The following is a 15,873-nucleotide window of genomic DNA, read 5'->3' on the forward strand; positions in this document are numbered from 1 at the left end:
TCCGGAACAGTGACGGCGCGGCCTTTATTTAGCGTCGATGGCTTGCAGATCGCCCGGCTTGATCTGTCCATCGGAGCGTCCTTTCAGATACGCGTAGAGGTTTTCCCAGTTCTTCTGCATCATCTGGCTCGTGCTGAAATCGGGCATGCCCTTGGCCACCCGTCCACCGAACACCGTGCGATGAAACTCGTCCTTGTCGAGCGTCTTGAACGCGTCGATCAGCGACGGTCCGACGAGTCCCTGCTGCTGCGCGCCGTGGCAGCGTTCGCAGGCAAGCGCGCGCCACGTCTTCCAGCCCTGCAGCGTATTACTGTCGACCTTGGAACCGTCGACCACCTTGTACGCGACCTGAGCGATCGACGGATTGTTCTGAGCGTATCCGACGGGCAGAACGACAAACGCTGCGGACAGCACGGTGAGCAACAGGATAGATCGGCCTTTCATGCACAAGTCTCCATCTGGAAATAAGCCTCGCCCGGATGCGCTTTATCAACGCATCCACCATACGGGCGCGGTTGGGGGTGATTCACTGATTTTGCGAGGCTGACGGGGCGACCATGCCTGTGCACGCCGCCCCGCTCGTTCAGCCGTTCATTTGAGCCGTTGGTTCAGCTCTTTTCGTTAGGAATCGCGAACACGAACAGCGTGCCGCCCAGCGCGGTGTACTTCGCGAGATCTTTATAGCCGCCGACCGCGCCCAAACCTTCGGTCGGCTTCTCGAGACCTGCTGCCATGCCGATGCCGGCCCAGCCGCCGATGCCCGAGTACACGCCGACGTACTGCTTGCCCTGATACTCATACGTGAAGACGTTGCCGATGATTCCCGACGGCGTCTTGAAGCGCCACAGTTCCTTGCCGTCCCTGATGCGCACGGCCTTGATGTAGCCTTCCAGCGTGCCGTAGAACGCGATGCCGCCCCCGGTCGCCAGCACACCCGACCACACCGAGAACCGTTCCGGCTTCGAGTAGACGATCTTGCCCTTGCTCGCATCCCACGCGATGAAGTTGCCCATCGCGTTGTTCTCGTTCGGGCCCGGATACATCGACAGCGTGGCGCCGACATACGGCTGCCCCGACACGTAGTCGACCTCGAACGGCTCGTAGTCCATACAAACATGATTGGTCGGCACGAGGAACAGGCTTGAATTCGGATCGAACGCCGCAGGTTGCTGGTCCTTCGAACCGAGTGCCGCCGGGCAGATGCCCTTCACGTTGTGATCAGAGCCGGCCGCCTGCGTCGAGTACGTCACGTTGCGAATCGGCAGGCCGCTTTGCAGATCGACGCGATCGGCCCAGTTCACCGCCGGGTCGTACTTCTGCGCGACCAGCAACTGTCCGGTTTCACGATTGAGCGTGTAGCCGAAGCCGTTACGGTCGAAGTGCACGATCGCGGGCACCTTCTTGCCGCCGATCGTCAGGTCGGACAGGATCATTTCGTTGACGCCGTCATAGTCCCATTCGTCGTGGGGCGTCATCTGGTAGACCCATTTGGCCGTGCCGGTATTCAGGTCGCGCGCGAAGATCGACATCGACCATTTGTTGTCGCCCGGACGTTGCGTCGGGTTCCATGTGCCCGGATTGCCAGTACCGTAGTAAACAAGGTTGAGTTTCGGATCCCACGCATACCAGCCCCACGTGGTGCCGCCGCCGAGCTTCCACTGATCGCCCTTCCACGACTTCAGCGACGAATCCGCGCCCACCGGCACCATCTGGCCGTTGGTGTATGTCATCGTCTTTTGCGGGTCGAGCAGCATTTCATTGTCGGGGCCCGTGCTGTACGCGGTCCAGACCGGTTTGCCGGTCTTGATGTCGTACGCGATCAGACGCCCGCGCACGCCGAACTCGCCGCCCGAGATGCCGGTCAGCACCTTGTCGCCGAATACGTGCGGCGCGTTGGTGTTGGTTTCACCAGCTTTCGGATTGCCGTTCTGCGCGGTCCATACCACCTCGCCCGTCTTCGCGTTCAGCGCGACGAGCTTGGTGTCGGCCTGTTGCAGGAAGATCTTGCCGTCGCCGTAGGCGAGACCGCGATTGACCGTGTCGCAGCACATCACGGAGACGACCTGTTCGTCCTGCTTCGGCTGATACTGCCAGAGGAAGGTCTGATCCTTGAGGTTGATCGCAATGACTTTGTTTGGAAACGGGGAATGGATATACATCGTGTCGCCGATCACGAGCGGCGCGCCTTCATGGCCGCGCAGCACGCCCGTCGACATGGTCCATGCGACCTGAAGTTTGCCGGCGTTGTTCTCGTTGATCTGTTTGAGCGGGCTGTAGCGGTGATTTGCATAATCGCCCGCCTGGGACGCCCAGTTGGATGGGTTTTTCATCAGCCCGTCGAGCTGCGAATCGGCCTGCGCAGCCAGAGAGCCAAAGGCTGCGGATGCGAGGATCGCGAGCCCAAGAACTACAGTGCGTAAGTTCATGTCTCCTCCAGAATTGTCCTGCGGTTCAACTCACGAATGACCCACGCTACCTCTTCGCATCGTGCGCGCCTTCTCGATTGCAGGTAACGATTAACGCGCTATCCCGATTCGATGTCGGGCTTCGCGACGCATTAAGGGCAAACGCATATTCCATGCCGGAATAACGGCAACGTTTGCCGCTTTTGCCCGCGCGGGCCCGCGACTGCGCACGCGCGACGTGTCGCGGTGCTCGGGCGTTGCGCACGGAAGCTTGCACGGCGGTAAGCTGAAGGGGTTGCGTCACGCAATGCGGCACATACTGTGTCACGTGCGTGAGACGAATCGTGTCCTTTGCGAATCTTGCGCCGCAGCACTGGCCTGTCACTTGCAACGATGCTTCGTTCGGCGAACGATTCGCGCATTCGAGGAGCAACCGCCATGGCAAATACCGAGCACGTCTATTCTGACGAAGAGATCCAGCAGCGCCTCGTCGGTCCGCTGCAACACTGGTACCTGGAGGATGGCTGGCTGCGGCGCAAATACCGCACCGAGGGCTGGAAGGGAACGCTGATGGTCGTCAATACAGTTGGCCATCTCGCGGAAGCCGCGTGGCACCACCCGGATCTGACGGTCTCGTACGCATTCGTGACCGTGAAGCTGAAAACGCACAGCGCCAAGGGCATCACGGACAAGGACTTCGCGCTCGCGACGAAGATCGAATCGGTGGTCCACTGGCAGCCCCGCCTCGAGGATGGCCCGCTCGAAGGCACGCCCTCCGACGATCAGCGCTTCCGCTATATCAAGTACGACGCGCCGAAACCCGCGCAAGGCGCTTGACGCGCGCGAGCGTCACCGCATGAAACAGCGCGTGACACAGTGCGCCTTCGGCGTCACACAGCGTCCATGCAGCGGCGAAACGGTGCGGCGCGCGGCGGGTGTTTTTGAAGGTTCCAGCGGGCCGAACCCTGCGGCCAAGCCGTTCCCGTCGCCTGGTACGGCTTTCGCTTGAGGTCGCCGGGCGCACGGCCGCCGGGACCGGCGACGCGGCGCGCGCGGCTCGCGGCCGAACCCGGTCTCGCACAACCGCAAGGACACCTGAGGACACTCGAGATGCCGCTTCAGCTTCGCCGTCTCCCGCCCCGAGGCCCCGTCACGATCGATGCGCCCGCGCGGCTGCATCTGGGCTTTCTTGATCCGAATGCGTCGCTAGGACGCGCATTCGGCAGCCTGGGTTTCGTCATCGATACACACGGCACGCGGATCGAGGCGCAGCTCGCCGAGCGCGAGCAGATTGGCGGCGCGGTGAACGAGGTCGAGCGCGAGCGAATCGCGCTGTGTCTCGCGCGGCTGCGGGCTGCCTATGGACCCGCGACGCTCGCGATCGACGTCCGGGAGGCGCCGCGCGCGCACACCGGCCTCGGTTCCGGTACGCAACTGGCGCTGGCCGTCGGCACCGCGTTCGCGCGGCTCGCCGGCCAGCCGGCGACGGGCGCCGAGCTCGCCGGCCTGCTCGGGCGCGGCGCACGCTCCGGCATCGGCATTCTCGGCTTCGAGTACGGCGGCCTGCTGCTCGATGGCGGCCCGCCCGGCAATCTGAGCCAGAGCGCGCCGCCGCTGCTGTCGCGCCAGCCGTTTCCGCAGCAGTGGCGCGTGCTGCTCGTCAGCGACAACAGCCGCGAGGGTTTGCACGGTGCGGAGGAACGCAGCGCGCTCGCGTCGCTCGCGCCGTTTCCGCAGCGGCTCGCCGCGCATCTGTGCCATCTGGTGCTGCTGCAGATCCTGCCCGGTGCCGCCGAGCAAGACTTCGCGGCGTTCGCGCATGGCCTCACCGAGATGCAGCAGACCATCGGCGAATATTTCGCGAGCGCGCAAGGCGGCGTGTTCGCGAGTCCCGACGTCGAGCGCGTGCTGCGCGCGGTCGCCGCCGAACGCACCGCCGGCATCGGCCAGACCTCGTGGGGCCCGACGGGCTTCGCGGTGCTCGCGAGCGCACGCGAGGCCAACGGCGCGCTCGCGACCGCGCGCGCGGTGGCGAGCGCGCTGCCGCATATCGAATGCAGCGTCGTCGCGGGCCGCAATAGCGGCGCGACGATCCGCGGCGCCGAGGCGCGCGCGCCGCACATCGACGCCGCATGATGAGCGGCCTTGCCTTGCGCCGTCCCCGAGATTGCCACTGAAACGAGCCCCTGCCATGTCAGAAACCATTGAAAGGCCCTACATCCTGCACATGTTCACGGCCACGCCGCAGATGAGTCCGTTCGACGTCAACATGGCCGCCGACGCCGGCTATCAGGTCATCGTGCCGTATTGCAACGTCGACGCCGGGATGGTCGCGAACCTGACTCAGGACGCGATCTTCTCGCGCGGCCCGAAAGGGGTGTCGCGCACCGGCATCTTCATCGGCGGACGCGACGTGATGCAGGCCGCCGACATGCTCGACCTTGCACGCAAAGCAATGGTCCCGCCGTTCGAAGTCTCCGTGTTCGCCGATCCGAGCGGCTCGTACACGACCGCGGCCGCGCTCGTCGCGCTGGTCGAGCGGCATCTGGGCAAACAGCACGGCATGGAGCTGGGCGGCAAGCGCGTGCTGATTCTCGGCGGAACCGGCGCGGTCGGGCGCATCGCGGCAGCGATCGCCGCGTCGCGCGGCGCCGACGTGACGATCGCCAGCCACCACGACCGCAATCGCGCGCTCGGTGCCTCCGCCGATCTCAACAAGCGTTTCGGCATCGTCACCAACGGCATCAGCACCACGACCACGGACGAACTGCGCGGCGCGCTCGCCGACGCGGAAATCGTGCTCGCCACCGCACTGGCGGGCGTGCAGGTGGTCAGCAGCGACGACCTCGCGCATGCGAAACGCCTGCTCGTCGCCGCCGATGTCAATGCGGTGCCGCCGGAAGGCATCGCCGGCGTGAACGTGATGAACGACGGCAAGCCGATCGACGGCGTGCCGAACGCGGGCGCAATCGGCATCGGCGCGCTGGCAATCGGCAACGTCAAGTATCAGGTCGAGCATCGCCTCTTCATGCGCATGCGCACGGGCGGCAAGCCGGTCTACCTCGGCTTTCCACAAGCGTACGACGAGGCCCGCGCGGTCGCGGCCGGTCTCGGCTGAGAGCGGCCATGATGAAGCCGAACCGGCCGCTCACGCAGGCGCCGTTCGTCGCGGTCGCCGGCTTGTCCGCGCGTTGGCTCGCGCAGTCCGCGACGCGCGCCGGGCTGCACGTCGCCGCGCTCGATATCTTCGGCGACCGCGACACGCGCGAGGCCGCCGAGCTGTGGTTCGACATTGGCGCAGAGGGTGGCGCGCTCGTGATCGATCGGGCGCGGCTCGTCGACGCTCTTGAACGTGTCGCGCGTCTGCCTGGTTTGCTTGGCTGGGTCGGCGGTAGCGGGCTCGAACCGTTGATGCCCCGGTTGCACTGCGAATCCGGCTTGCCGCGCCATCTCGGCAACGATGCCGACGCGATCGCGGCCGTGCGTGAGCCCCGGCGTTTCTTCGCGCTGCTCGACGCGTTGCGGATAGCGCATCCTGCCGTGGCGTTCGAGCGGCCCCAAATTGCTGAAGGCTGGCTGTTCAAACGCGCGGACGGCTGCGGCGGTACACATATCCAACCCGCCACGGCGTTCGACTCAGGCACCGATTCCACGTGCGGCTACTTCCAGCGCCTTGGCGAGGGCCGCTCGCTGTCGGCGCTTTTCATTGGCGCGCACGGCCGCGCGCATCTGATCGGTTTCGCCGAGCAGCTCACCTGCGCGATCGGTGATCGCGGCTTCGTGCATGCGGGCTCGGTCGGTCCAATCGACTTGCCGCTAGCGCTCGCCGCGCGCATCCAGGAAGCGCTCGACGCGCTCTGCGCGCGCACCGGTCTCGTCGGCATCAACAGTTGCGACTTTCTCTCCGACGGCACCACGTTCGACGTGCTCGAAATCAACGCGCGCCCGTCGTCGACGATGGCGCTCTACGAAACCGCGTCGCCCGATGCATGGCCAGCCGGCCTGCTCGCGTGTCATCTCGACGCGTGCCGCCACGGCCGCCCGCCATCGGCCGCGAGCCTCGCTCTGTCGCGCGAGCCGCGCTGGCGCGCCGGCCAGCGGGTGCTGTTCGCGCAGCGGCCGTTCAGCGTCTCGCCAGTCTTCTCCGACGCCTGCCTGCACGACCCGCAATGCCGCGACGTGCCGATGCCCGGTACTCGCATCGACGCAGGACAACCGGTCTGCACGCTGCACGTGCGCGCGGCGTCGGTGGACGCGGTGCGCGCCGAGCTCGATGCGCAGCACGAACGCGTCGTCCAACGAATCGAAACCTGCGATGAACCCGACCATGCCTGCCTCCACGCCCATACCTGACCCTTGCGCGCCGGCCGCGCTGCCGAGCGTGAACGCGCTCTCCGAGCGCCTCGTCGCGCGGCTCGTCGAGCATGCGGCGCGCCTCGGTGTCGCGCTCACTCGCTCGGCCGAGGGCACCGTGATCGCCGACGCCGGCGTCGACGCGCGCGGCAGTCTCGACGCCGGTCTGCTGATCGCGCGCATCTGCATGGGTGGGCTCGGCCGCGTCGCGGTACGCGCGAACTTCGACGCCGCGCCGTTGTGGCCGACCATGCTCGAAGTCAGCACGTCGTCGCCGGTGCTCGCGTGTCTCGGCAGCCAGTACGCGGGTTGGAGCCTGTCGGCGACCAAGGAGCAGACCGGCGGCAAGAAGTTCTTTTCGCTCGGCTCGGGGCCCGCGCGCGCGCTCGCGGTCAAGGAACCGCTATTCGACGAGCTCGGCTATCGCGACCGCCACGAACGCGGCGCGCTGGTGCTCGAAGTGGACCGTCTGCCGCCGCAGGTCGTCATCGACAAGGTGCTGCGCGACTGCGGCCTCGCGCCCGAACACCTGACGCTGATCGTCACGCCGACACACTCTGTCGCGGGTACGGTACAGGTCGTCGCTCGCGTCGTCGAAGTTGCGCTGCACAAAGTGCACGTGCTCGGCGTGCCGCTCGATGAAATCGTCGCGGGCACAGGCTCGGCGCCGCTGCCGCCGCCCGCGCCCGACGGCATTCAGGCGATGGGCCGCACCAACGACGCGATCCTGTACGGCGGCCGCGTGCATCTGACTGTGAAACACGACGAGATCGCGCACCGTCTCGCCGAAAGCCTGCCCTCCGTCAATTCGCGCGACTACGGCCGGCCATTCGCCGACGTTTTCACGGCCGTCAACTTCGACTTCTACCAGATCGATCCCGCGCTGTTCGCGCCCGCCGAGGTGTGGGTCAGCAGCCTCGAAAGCGGCGCGACCTATCACGGCGGCCAACTCGACGCCGGCCTGCTGCAAAAACAATGGGGCGGCCAGTCCGTCGCGCGATGATGCTCACGCCCCTCACGCCGGCCAGCGCGACGCACACAGGCCTGCGCATCGCGGTCATGACCGACGAAACCGGCTGGCACACGGGCCGGCTGAAGAAAGCGTTCCGCGCGCGCGGCGCCGAAGCGCGTTGCGTCGATCTCGCGGATTGCCGGATCGACACCACCTGGCTGCCGCACGGGCTCGTCGTGCCGGGCTTCGGCCACACGCTGCCGGACGCCGTGTTCGTGCGCGGCATCGCCGGCGGCAGCTTCGAGCAGGTGACACTACGGCTCGGTATCCTGCACGCGCTGCGCGAGTCGGGCGTGCCGGTCTACAACGATGCGCGCGCGATCGAGCGCAGCGTCGACAAGTCGATGACGAGCTTCCTGCTGCATCGCTCGGGCGTGCCGACGCCGGCCACCTGGGCCGGCGAATCCGCGGCGTTCGCGCAACGCGTACTGATGCGCGAAGCGGCCGCCGGCCGTCAGGTCGTGCTCAAACCGCTGTTCGGCTCGCAAGGCCACGGCCTCAAGCGGCTCGGCGCGCGTGGCGGGTTGCTCGCGCCGTTGCCCTCGCTCGCGCGTTACCGGCACGTCGCTTACCTGCAGCGCTTTGTCGCCGCAGGCCGGCCCGGCTTCGACTGGCGCGTGCTAGTGATCGGCGGCAAGGCGGTCGCGGCGATGCGGCGCAGCGGCGGCAAGGGCTGGATTCACAACGTCGCGCAAGGCGCGCGCTGCGAGCCCGCCGAACTGACGGTCCCGCTCGCGCAGACCGCCGTGCGCGCAACCGCCGCGCTCGGGCTCGACTACGCCGGGGTGGACCTGATCCCCAACCCCGCCGACGACGCGCTGCCGCTCGTGCTCGAAGTCAACGGCGTGGCGGCGTGGCGCGGTTTGCAGTCCGTCGTGCCGTTCGATATCGCGGCCGCGCTCGTCGACGATCTGCTCGATCGCAAGCTCGCGGCGCAGCGGCGCGCGAACGAGCAGGCCGAACAAGTGGGTGCTGGATTGCCTGACCAATCTCCGCAGCGCCGGGCGTGAGCGTCATGCCCGACACCCATGCGCCCCCCTTCGAGCACGCGCGCGCGGCCTTCCTCGAAGCCTGCGCGCTCGATATCACCACGCCGAAACCCGGTAACGTGAGTACGAAAAGCCCCGGCCACGGCATGCACGCGGCGCAGTTCCTGGCCAGCGCGGACGCGTCGCTCAACGCGCTATTCGCGCCGGGCGCCCGGGTCGGACAGCGCATTCTCGACGCGGTGACGCGCACGCGGGCGGCTGTCGGCTGCAATACGAACCTCGGCATCGTGCTGCTCGTCGCGCCGCTCGCCGCGGCCCTCGACGCAACCGGCGACCCGCCGGTATCGGCGCAAGCGTGGCGCGCGGCCGTCGGCGACGTGTTGAGCCGCCTCGACCTCGAAGACGCTCGGCTGGCCTACCGCGCGATCGCGCTTGCCAATCCCGGCGGCCTCGGCGACGCGCCCGAGCAATCGGTCCACGCGCCCCCGACGATCGGCCTGCGTGACGCGATGCGGCTCGCCAGCGAGCGCGACAGCATCGCGCGGCAATACGCAAACGGATTCGCGGACCTGTTCGACATGGGTCTCGCCGCGTACCACGAAGCCCCCGCGCGCACGCCCGAAACGGCTGAAGAAATCGCGATGCTCAATGTGTTTCTCGCGTTCCTCGGCCGCTGGCCCGACTCTCACATTGTGCGCAAGCACGGCCTCGCGCTGGCGCAGAGTGTCACGCTCGTGGCACGCCAGCAGCACGCGCGCTGGCGCCAAACGCCGGCCGCCGCGCGCGGCTCGGCGAGCGATTCACAGCTCGATGCCTGGGATGCCGAACTGAAGGCGCACGCGATCAATCCCGGCACCAGCGCGGACCTCGCGGTCGCCACGCTGTTCGTCGCGCGCTGTGTCGAACGGCACGGCTAGCCCTGGATCGCCCGGGCCGAACCCTTCGCGCGCACCCCCAGCAAGAGCGCATCCTCGCCTGGCACGGAACCTGTTAGTTAGTACCGCCGTGCATTCACGCTCCGCCCTCGCGATGCTGTTCTGGACGGTCGCAGGCGGCGCCTCATCAGCAGGTCCATACCTACTCATTGGAGGAACAGAATGGCCAAGATCAACCGCGTCATGATCGGTGAGTCGCTCGTCGGCGACGGCAACGAGGTCGCGCACATCGACTTGCTGATCGGACCGCGAGGTTCGGCTGCGGAGACCGCGTTCTGCAACGCCCTCACCAACAACAAGGACGGCTTCACTTCGCTGCTCGCCGTCGTCGCCCCCAATCTCATCACGAAGCCCAATACGATCCTGTTCAACAAGGTGACGATCAAGGGCGCCAAGCAGGCCGTGCAGATGTTCGGCCCGGCGCAGCACGCGGTCGCGCTCGCGGTTGCCGACAGCGTCGAGGACGGCACGATCCCGCAGGACGAGGCCGACGATCTGTTCCTCTGCGTCGGTGTCTTCATCCACTGGCAGGCCGAGGACGACAAGAAGATCCAGCAGTTCAACTACCAGGCGACCCGCGAGGCCATCAAGCGCGCGGTCACCGGCGATCCGAGCGCGGCTGAAGTGGTGGCGAAGAAGGGCACCGTCGCGCACCCGTTCGCGCCGAACTGACGGCGCAGGCAAGCGCAGGAGACGCGGCGCCGCTAGCGGTGTCGTTGGCGGCGACGTTGCCGGCCCCGCCTCCTCGCGCATCCTATCGCCTCGCGGCCGCAAGGGACGCACATCGCACAGCGGTTCGCGAAGCAGGCTCCATGCTCTCGCAGAGGCAATCAATGACAATCAGATGTCGCGCGCTTCTCGCTTTTATCTCGCTCCTGCTCGCCGCCCCGCTCGCGTGGGCGGACGGCTACAACTATCCGACCGAGGGCCGTGTCGAATACGTGCTCACTTGCCTGGACGATAATGGCCACGATTTCGCGAACGTCTACAAGTGCTCATGCGTGATCGACAAGATGGCTGCATCGTTGCCGTATGACGAATTCGTCGACCAGGCGACCTTCTCGAAGTACGCGACGCTCGGCGGCGAGGGCGGCGCGGAATTCCGCGTCGACCAGGCGAAGTCACAAACGAAGCAGTTCCGCGCGCTGCAAACCAGCGCGTATCACGCGTGCGGACTCGGTCCACAGTAAACGCCGACGGCGGTGAAATGACCGCTGGCTGAAATGCGCGTGGCGCCCTACGCATCGGCGCCCGCTCAATTCGGCACCAGCCCCTCCCCCAACGACGCGTAACGCGCGACCCCCACACCCGCCGCCGATCCATCGCTGCGACGCCGCTCGATCTGCACGCCCACCGCCGCGAGGTCAGCGAATTTGGCCGGTTTTGCGAGCGACACGCGGACCCAGTGCGCGCCGAAGTCGGCGATCAGCAGTTGCGCGATCGTCTCGGCGAGCGCCTCCAGCAGCCGCACGCGATGCGAGGCGAACAGCGCGAGCAGCGCTTCGCGCACGGCTGCGTAGTTGACCGTATCTTCGATCCGGTCCGTCGTGCACGCGCGGATCGCGGGCACGCCGATGGCCAGATTCACGCGCACCGGTTGCGCCACATGCTGCTCGCTGCTATCGATACCGATGACCGTCCGACCGACGAAGTTCTCGATGAATACGATGTCGAGGCGCTCGGGCAACGCATCGGCATGCGAGCTGGAATTCGCGCCGAGGCTGGAAAATGCGGCAAGGCGAACAGTATCGATACGATCCATGATGTCCTCCGCCGCGGCGCGGCCCCAGGATTGAACAGTCTGCGATGCAGAGCGAAACATTCAGTAGAACAGTAGAACGCCGCGCGGCACACTCTGTGCCGAAGCCGAGACAGGCACGCAAGATGCAACCCGTTTAACGCGCCCGGATCGAGAAAAGCAAATTTCGGGCACGGTGAGGTAAACCCAGTGTCACTTTCGGTTGAACCTATCTTGCATCGGGCGTACAGTTTTAAATACCCGCCTGGTAGCAGGGCCGGCCGCGAGGGTGCGGGCGAACTGAGATTTCGCCCCACCAAGGGCAGACAGGCTTGATAAAGCGGCATTCGCGGCGTGCGAAGCACTCACGCTGGCGAAATGGCGCATCGGAGACAAATCCCATGTCGTTGCTCGCTGACAGCAGTTCGCACGTCCGGGAAGTTCTTAACGTCGTCAACCATCAGTTGACCACGCGGCCGACAAGCGAATCCGTCGCTCAATCGTGGGCGCGCTGCATCAACGAATTCCAGCTGGACCCCGCGCATTTCGTACCACCACCGGTGCTGACCGACTACGAACTCAGAGCCCGCCGGGAGGCGCTCGGCGATCTGATCGCGTGTTCGAAGCTCGAGATGACCACGCTCTATCAGCAACTGGCCGACCCCGAACTCGCGGTCGTGCTCGTCGATTCGGGCGGCGTCATCGTGCATCAGGTGTCGTCCGTGCCGTTTGCCGAGGCGGTCGCCGGCGACGGCTTTCGCGTCGGCGCGCTGTGGAGCGAGCGCGAAGCCGGCACCAACGGAATGGGCACGTGTCTCGCGGAGCGCGACTGCATCGCCGTCTGTCAGCACGAGCATTTCTATCCGCGCTACACGTCGCTGACCTGCTCGGCCGCGCCGATCTTCGACGACAGCGGCGAAATCGCCGGCGTGCTCGACGTCACGAGCCGCTCGAAGCTGCTGCAGCAGCACTCGCTGGTGCTGGTCGGCATGTCGCGGCAGATGATCGAAAATCGTCTGATCGATTCGCGCTACCGGCACGCGAACATGATCCATTTCCACAGCCGTCCTGAATTCGTCGGCACGCTGCACGGCGGCAAGCTCGCCGTCGGCGACGACAGCACCGTGCTCGCCGCGAATCGCAGCGCCCTGTTCCAGCTCGGCTTCCGCTCGCTCAGCGAGCTGCGCGGCCGGCGCATCGAGGAAGCGTTCAATGCGTCGCTCGAAGACATGATCGCGCGCAGCATTCGCGGCTCGTTCCATCCGGTCACCGTCTACAGCGCGAACGCGACGAACCGCTTTTTCCTCGTCGCGCAGGCGCCACAGAACGCCACCGGACGGGTGACGAGCCTGTTCATCACCAACCCCACCGTGCGCAGCAGCGCAGCCGAAAAACACGAAAAACACGCGCCGTCGCCGAAACTCGACGAAATCGCGCACCTAGAATTCGGCGACCCGCGCATGGCCTCGCAGATCCAGTTGGCCGCACGCGTGATCCAGCGCAAGATTCCGATCGTGCTGCGCGGCCAGACCGGCACCGGCAAGGAAGTCTTCGCGCAGGCGCTGCATAGCATCAGCCCGCACGCGGACGGTCCGTTCGTGCCGGTCAACTGCGCGTCGTTGCCGGAGAACCTGATTGAAAGCGAGCTGTTCGGGTATCGCGCGGGCGCGTTTACCGGCGCGCAACGCGAAGGGCGGCGCGGCAAGATCGTGCAGGCCAACGGCGGCACGCTGTTTCTCGATGAGATCGGCGACATGCCGCTCGTGCTACAGGCGCGCCTGCTGCGCGTGATCGAGGAGCACGAGGTCACGCCGCTCGGCGCCGAGACCACCGTCAAGGTCAACTTCCAGCTGATCAGCGCGAGCCACCGCAATCTGCTCGAACTCGTGCAAAGCGGGCAGTTCCGCGAGGACCTGTACTACCGGTTGAAAGGTGTCGAGCTGAATCTGCCGACGCTGCGCGAGCGGGTCGACAAGCTGCCGCTGATCCATCATCTGCTTGCCGCCGAGACCGACGATCCGCCGGAGCTGACGCCGGAAGCCGAACACGCGCTCTTGACCTACGCGTGGCCCGGCAACATCCGTCAGTTGCGTCACGTCCTGCAGATGGCCGTCGCGCTGTCCGACGGTGAGCCGATCCGTTGCGAGCATCTGCCGCCCGAAGTCACGCAGCGCACGTCGGCGGCCGACATGCCCACCGCCTTGCGCCTCGCCAGCGCGGACATCGATGCGCATCTCGCCGACGAGGCGGACATTTCTTCGCTGAACGCGATCCAGCTCAACGAGCGCGAAACGGTGCTGTCGCTGCTCGACGAGCATCGCTGGAACGTCAGCAACGTCGCGAAGGCGCTCGGCATCAGCCGCAATACGCTGTACCGGAAGATGCGCCGCCTGCACATCCGGCTGTCGCACGAAGGCTCGCCGCCCGACGGTATGCCGCTCGATCTCGACGCATGACCCAGTCGTCGTCCCCCAGCGAGCCGGCACCCAAGGCCGCGCGCGATCTCGCCGACTTCAAGCCGGATGCGCGCTTCGCGTGGTGCGTGACCGGCTCCGGTCACATGCTCGAAGAATCGATCGCGCTCGCGAGGCGCCTGCCGCGCGTCGATCTCTTTCTGTCCGCGGCGGCCGAGGAAGTGCTGCCGCTCTATGGCTGGCCGCTCGATAAGCTGCGCGAAACGTTCCGCGTGCTGCGCGACAACAGCGCAAGCGGCGTGCCGGTCGGCATGCTGTATCACGGCATTTATCACACGGTCGTGATCGCGCCCGCCACCAGCAATACGGTCGCCAAATGCGCGTACGGCATCTCCGATACGCTGCCGACCAACATGTACGCGCAGGCCGGCAAGCAATGCATCCCGGGCATCGTCTTTGCATGCGACACCGAACCGAGCGTGATCACGCATAGCCCGGACGAATGGGTCGAACTGCGGCCACGGGCGATCGAACTCGACAATGTCGAGCGTCTGGCGCGCTTCGAATATACGACGCTCGTGCGCTCGCTCGACGAACTCGAAGCGGCGCTCGCCCAACGCCTCGCGACTCTCGACCTCGCATGGACCACATCCTCTTCCTGACCGGCCGGCTTGCCGAACCGAGCCTGCTGCGCGTGCTCAACGGCATGGCGCCGACGCCGTTCAGTTGGGAAGTCCGCGAAATCGGCCTGCAGGTCGCCGCGTTGATGACTGCTGAACTGATCCAACGCCGCGTGAGCGCGCCGCTCGCCGCGCAGCGCGTGATCGTGCCGGGCCGCTGCCGCGGCGATCTCGACGCGTTGAGCGCGCACTATGGCGTGCCGTTCGAACGCGGCCCCGAGGAGGTGAAGGACTTGCCCGAGTATTTTGGCCACAAGGCGAAGCCGTTCGACCTGAGCCATTACGACACCGAGATTTTCGCGGAGATCGTCGACGCGCCGCGCCTCGACCTCGACGGCATCGCCGCGCGGGCGCGCGAATACAGGCGTCAAGGCGCGGACGTGATCGACATCGGCTGTCTGCCGGACACGCCGTTTCCGCATCTCGAAGACGCGGTGCGGCGGCTGAAGGCCGAAGGCTACCGCGTGAGCGTCGATTCGATGCGCAACGACGAACTATTGCGCGGCGGCCGCGCGGGCGCCGACTTTCTGATGAGCCTGAACATCGACAGCTTGTGGATCGCCGACGAAGTGCCAGCCACTCCGATCCTCGTCGCACGAGAACCCGGCGACACGGCCTCGCTCGACGCCGCGATCGACGCGCTATCCGCGCGCGGCCGCGCGTTTCTCGCCGATCCGATTCTCGATCCGATTCCGTTCGGGCTGGCCGCGTCGATTGCGCGCTATGTCCGCTTGCGCGAGCGTTATCCCGACATCGCGATCATGATGGGCATCGGCAACGTGACCGAGCTGACCGAGGCCGACACGAGCGGCATCAATGCGATGCTGCTCGGCATGGCGGCCGAATTGCGCATTGGGGCGGTGCTCACCACTTCCGTGAGTCTGCATGCGCGGCGCGCGCTGCGCGAAGCCGATGTCGCGCGCCGCGTGATGCATGCCGCGCGCGCGGCGCAGGTGTTACCGAAGGGCATCAGCACCGAACTCGCGACCGTCCACGCGAAACGCCCGTTTCCGTATAGCGCCGAAGAAATCGACGAATTCGCACGCGGCGTGCGCGATCCGAATTTCCGCGTGCAGGTCAGCACCGACGGCATTCACGTGTACAACCGCGACGGCCACCGGCGCGGCGACGATCCATTCGTGCTCTATCCGCAACTGAATCTCGAGAAAGACGGCGGCCACGCGTTCTATATGGGCGTCCAGCTTGCGCGCGCGGAGATCGCGTGGCGGCTGGGCAAGCGCTTCGATCAGGACCAGCCGCTCGACTGGGGCTGCGCGCTCGACCGGCCTGAAGAAGACCTCAGCTCATGGCGCGCGCCCGGTGAGACGATGAAAAAGCGCTGACAAA

General features: G+C 66.3%; 15 protein-coding genes. 12 read left to right on the plus strand and 3 right to left on the minus strand.

Translation table 11 applies throughout. The annotated features are described in order from the left end of the window. Positions 1-24: 24 nt before the first annotated feature. Together L0U81_RS24665 and L0U81_RS24670 are read right to left on the minus strand one after the other, a co-directional pair. Complete coding sequence (locus tag L0U81_RS24665; RefSeq protein ID WP_233806634.1) at positions 25-444, minus strand: c-type cytochrome; 420 nt, start codon at positions 442-444, stop codon at positions 25-27. A gap of 164 nt (positions 445-608) precedes the next feature. After that, positions 609-2,426, minus strand: coding sequence for a methanol/ethanol family PQQ-dependent dehydrogenase (locus L0U81_RS24670; RefSeq protein ID WP_233806636.1), 1,818 nt, complete (start codon positions 2,424-2,426; stop codon positions 609-611). Between the two features lie 417 nt (positions 2,427-2,843). Between L0U81_RS24670 and L0U81_RS24675 the strand changes: the two genes are divergently transcribed. From L0U81_RS24675 to L0U81_RS24715, 9 genes are all read left to right on the plus strand, one after another. Further along, the gene (locus tag L0U81_RS24675) at positions 2,844-3,242 is read left to right on the plus strand and encodes a 4a-hydroxytetrahydrobiopterin dehydratase (protein ID WP_233806637.1); all 399 of its coding nucleotides are present in this window, start codon (positions 2,844-2,846) and stop codon (positions 3,240-3,242) included. A gap of 273 nt (positions 3,243-3,515) precedes the next feature. Next, the gene (locus L0U81_RS24680) at positions 3,516-4,541 is read left to right on the plus strand and encodes a beta-ribofuranosylaminobenzene 5'-phosphate synthase family protein (RefSeq protein ID WP_233806639.1); all 1,026 of its coding nucleotides are present in this window, start codon (positions 3,516-3,518) and stop codon (positions 4,539-4,541) included. A gap of 55 nt (positions 4,542-4,596) precedes the next feature. Continuing rightward, positions 4,597-5,523 (plus strand): NAD(P)-dependent methylenetetrahydromethanopterin dehydrogenase, encoded by a 927-nt coding sequence (locus L0U81_RS24685; protein ID WP_233806641.1) that lies wholly within the window; start codon positions 4,597-4,599, stop codon positions 5,521-5,523. Between the two features lie 11 nt (positions 5,524-5,534). Further along, positions 5,535-6,758: an ATP-grasp domain-containing protein gene (locus L0U81_RS24690; protein ID WP_233807939.1), complete on the plus strand. Its 1,224-nt coding sequence runs from the start codon at positions 5,535-5,537 to the stop codon at positions 6,756-6,758. Further along, positions 6,721-7,761 carry a methenyltetrahydromethanopterin cyclohydrolase gene (mch, locus tag L0U81_RS24695; RefSeq protein ID WP_233806651.1) on the plus strand — a complete coding sequence of 347 codons (1,041 nt, stop codon included), beginning with the start codon at positions 6,721-6,723 and terminating at the stop codon, positions 7,759-7,761. The genes L0U81_RS24690 and mch overlap by 38 nt, the downstream gene beginning before the upstream one ends. Beyond that, positions 7,758-8,780, plus strand: coding sequence for an ATP-grasp domain-containing protein (locus tag L0U81_RS24700; RefSeq protein WP_233807945.1), 1,023 nt, complete (start codon positions 7,758-7,760; stop codon positions 8,778-8,780). Before mch ends, L0U81_RS24700 begins: the two co-directional genes overlap by 4 nt. A 5-nt stretch (positions 8,781-8,785) precedes the next feature. Continuing rightward, positions 8,786-9,676, plus strand: coding sequence for a triphosphoribosyl-dephospho-CoA synthase (locus L0U81_RS24705; protein ID WP_233806653.1), 891 nt, complete (start codon positions 8,786-8,788; stop codon positions 9,674-9,676). 180 nt (positions 9,677-9,856) lie between these two features. Beyond that, on the plus strand, positions 9,857-10,366 hold the full coding sequence (gene fae / locus L0U81_RS24710) for a formaldehyde-activating enzyme (protein WP_233806654.1): 510 nt from the start codon (positions 9,857-9,859) through the stop codon (positions 10,364-10,366). Between the two features lie 161 nt (positions 10,367-10,527). Next, entirely contained in the window at positions 10,528-10,884 is a 357-nt protein-coding gene (locus L0U81_RS24715; RefSeq protein ID WP_233806656.1) for a hypothetical protein, read from the plus strand. A 65-nt stretch (positions 10,885-10,949) separates the two neighbouring features. On the opposite strand, the gene L0U81_RS24720 is transcribed toward L0U81_RS24715, so the two are convergent. Beyond that, complete coding sequence (locus tag L0U81_RS24720) at positions 10,950-11,456, minus strand: dihydroneopterin aldolase (protein ID WP_233806657.1); 507 nt, start codon at positions 11,454-11,456, stop codon at positions 10,950-10,952. 377 nt (positions 11,457-11,833) lie between these two features. Between L0U81_RS24720 and L0U81_RS24725 the strand changes: the two genes are divergently transcribed. From L0U81_RS24725 to L0U81_RS24735, 3 genes are read left to right on the plus strand one after another with little or no spacing between them, the layout of a single operon-like run. Continuing rightward, the gene (locus tag L0U81_RS24725; protein ID WP_233806659.1) at positions 11,834-13,888 is read left to right on the plus strand and encodes a sigma-54-dependent Fis family transcriptional regulator; all 2,055 of its coding nucleotides are present in this window, start codon (positions 11,834-11,836) and stop codon (positions 13,886-13,888) included. Next, a complete protein-coding gene (locus L0U81_RS24730; RefSeq protein ID WP_233806661.1) occupies positions 13,885-14,508 on the plus strand; it encodes a flavoprotein in 624 nt (207 codons plus the stop codon). The genes L0U81_RS24725 and L0U81_RS24730 overlap by 4 nt, the downstream gene beginning before the upstream one ends. Continuing rightward, entirely contained in the window at positions 14,487-15,869 is a 1,383-nt protein-coding gene (locus L0U81_RS24735; RefSeq protein ID WP_233806663.1) for a DUF6513 domain-containing protein, read from the plus strand. Before L0U81_RS24730 ends, L0U81_RS24735 begins: the two co-directional genes overlap by 22 nt. Positions 15,870-15,873 lie beyond the last annotated feature (4 nt).

The organism is Paraburkholderia sp. HP33-1 (genome assembly GCF_021390595.1).
Classification (GTDB): Bacteria; Pseudomonadota; Gammaproteobacteria; order Burkholderiales; family Burkholderiaceae; genus Paraburkholderia.

Coding starts and splice junctions, on each gene's coding strand:
- L0U81_RS24665 (WP_233806634.1), bottom strand. CDS start 444: ATGAAAGGCCGATCTATCCTGTTGCTCACCGTGCTGTCCGCAGCGTTT.
- L0U81_RS24670 (WP_233806636.1), bottom strand. CDS start 2,426: ATGAACTTACGCACTGTAGTTCTTGGGCTCGCGATCCTCGCATCCGCA.
- L0U81_RS24675 (WP_233806637.1), top strand. CDS start 2,844: ATGGCAAATACCGAGCACGTCTATTCTGACGAAGAGATCCAGCAGCGC.
- L0U81_RS24680 (WP_233806639.1), top strand. CDS start 3,516: ATGCCGCTTCAGCTTCGCCGTCTCCCGCCCCGAGGCCCCGTCACGATC.
- L0U81_RS24685 (WP_233806641.1), top strand. CDS start 4,597: ATGTCAGAAACCATTGAAAGGCCCTACATCCTGCACATGTTCACGGCC.
- L0U81_RS24690 (WP_233807939.1), top strand. CDS start 5,535: ATGAAGCCGAACCGGCCGCTCACGCAGGCGCCGTTCGTCGCGGTCGCC.
- mch (WP_233806651.1), top strand. CDS start 6,721: ATGAACCCGACCATGCCTGCCTCCACGCCCATACCTGACCCTTGCGCG.
- L0U81_RS24700 (WP_233807945.1), top strand. CDS start 7,758: ATGATGCTCACGCCCCTCACGCCGGCCAGCGCGACGCACACAGGCCTG.
- L0U81_RS24705 (WP_233806653.1), top strand. CDS start 8,786: ATGCCCGACACCCATGCGCCCCCCTTCGAGCACGCGCGCGCGGCCTTC.
- fae (WP_233806654.1), top strand. CDS start 9,857: ATGGCCAAGATCAACCGCGTCATGATCGGTGAGTCGCTCGTCGGCGAC.
- L0U81_RS24715 (WP_233806656.1), top strand. CDS start 10,528: ATGACAATCAGATGTCGCGCGCTTCTCGCTTTTATCTCGCTCCTGCTC.
- L0U81_RS24720 (WP_233806657.1), bottom strand. CDS start 11,456: ATGGATCGTATCGATACTGTTCGCCTTGCCGCATTTTCCAGCCTCGGC.
- L0U81_RS24725 (WP_233806659.1), top strand. CDS start 11,834: ATGTCGTTGCTCGCTGACAGCAGTTCGCACGTCCGGGAAGTTCTTAAC.
- L0U81_RS24730 (WP_233806661.1), top strand. CDS start 13,885: ATGACCCAGTCGTCGTCCCCCAGCGAGCCGGCACCCAAGGCCGCGCGC.
- L0U81_RS24735 (WP_233806663.1), top strand. CDS start 14,487: ATGGACCACATCCTCTTCCTGACCGGCCGGCTTGCCGAACCGAGCCTG.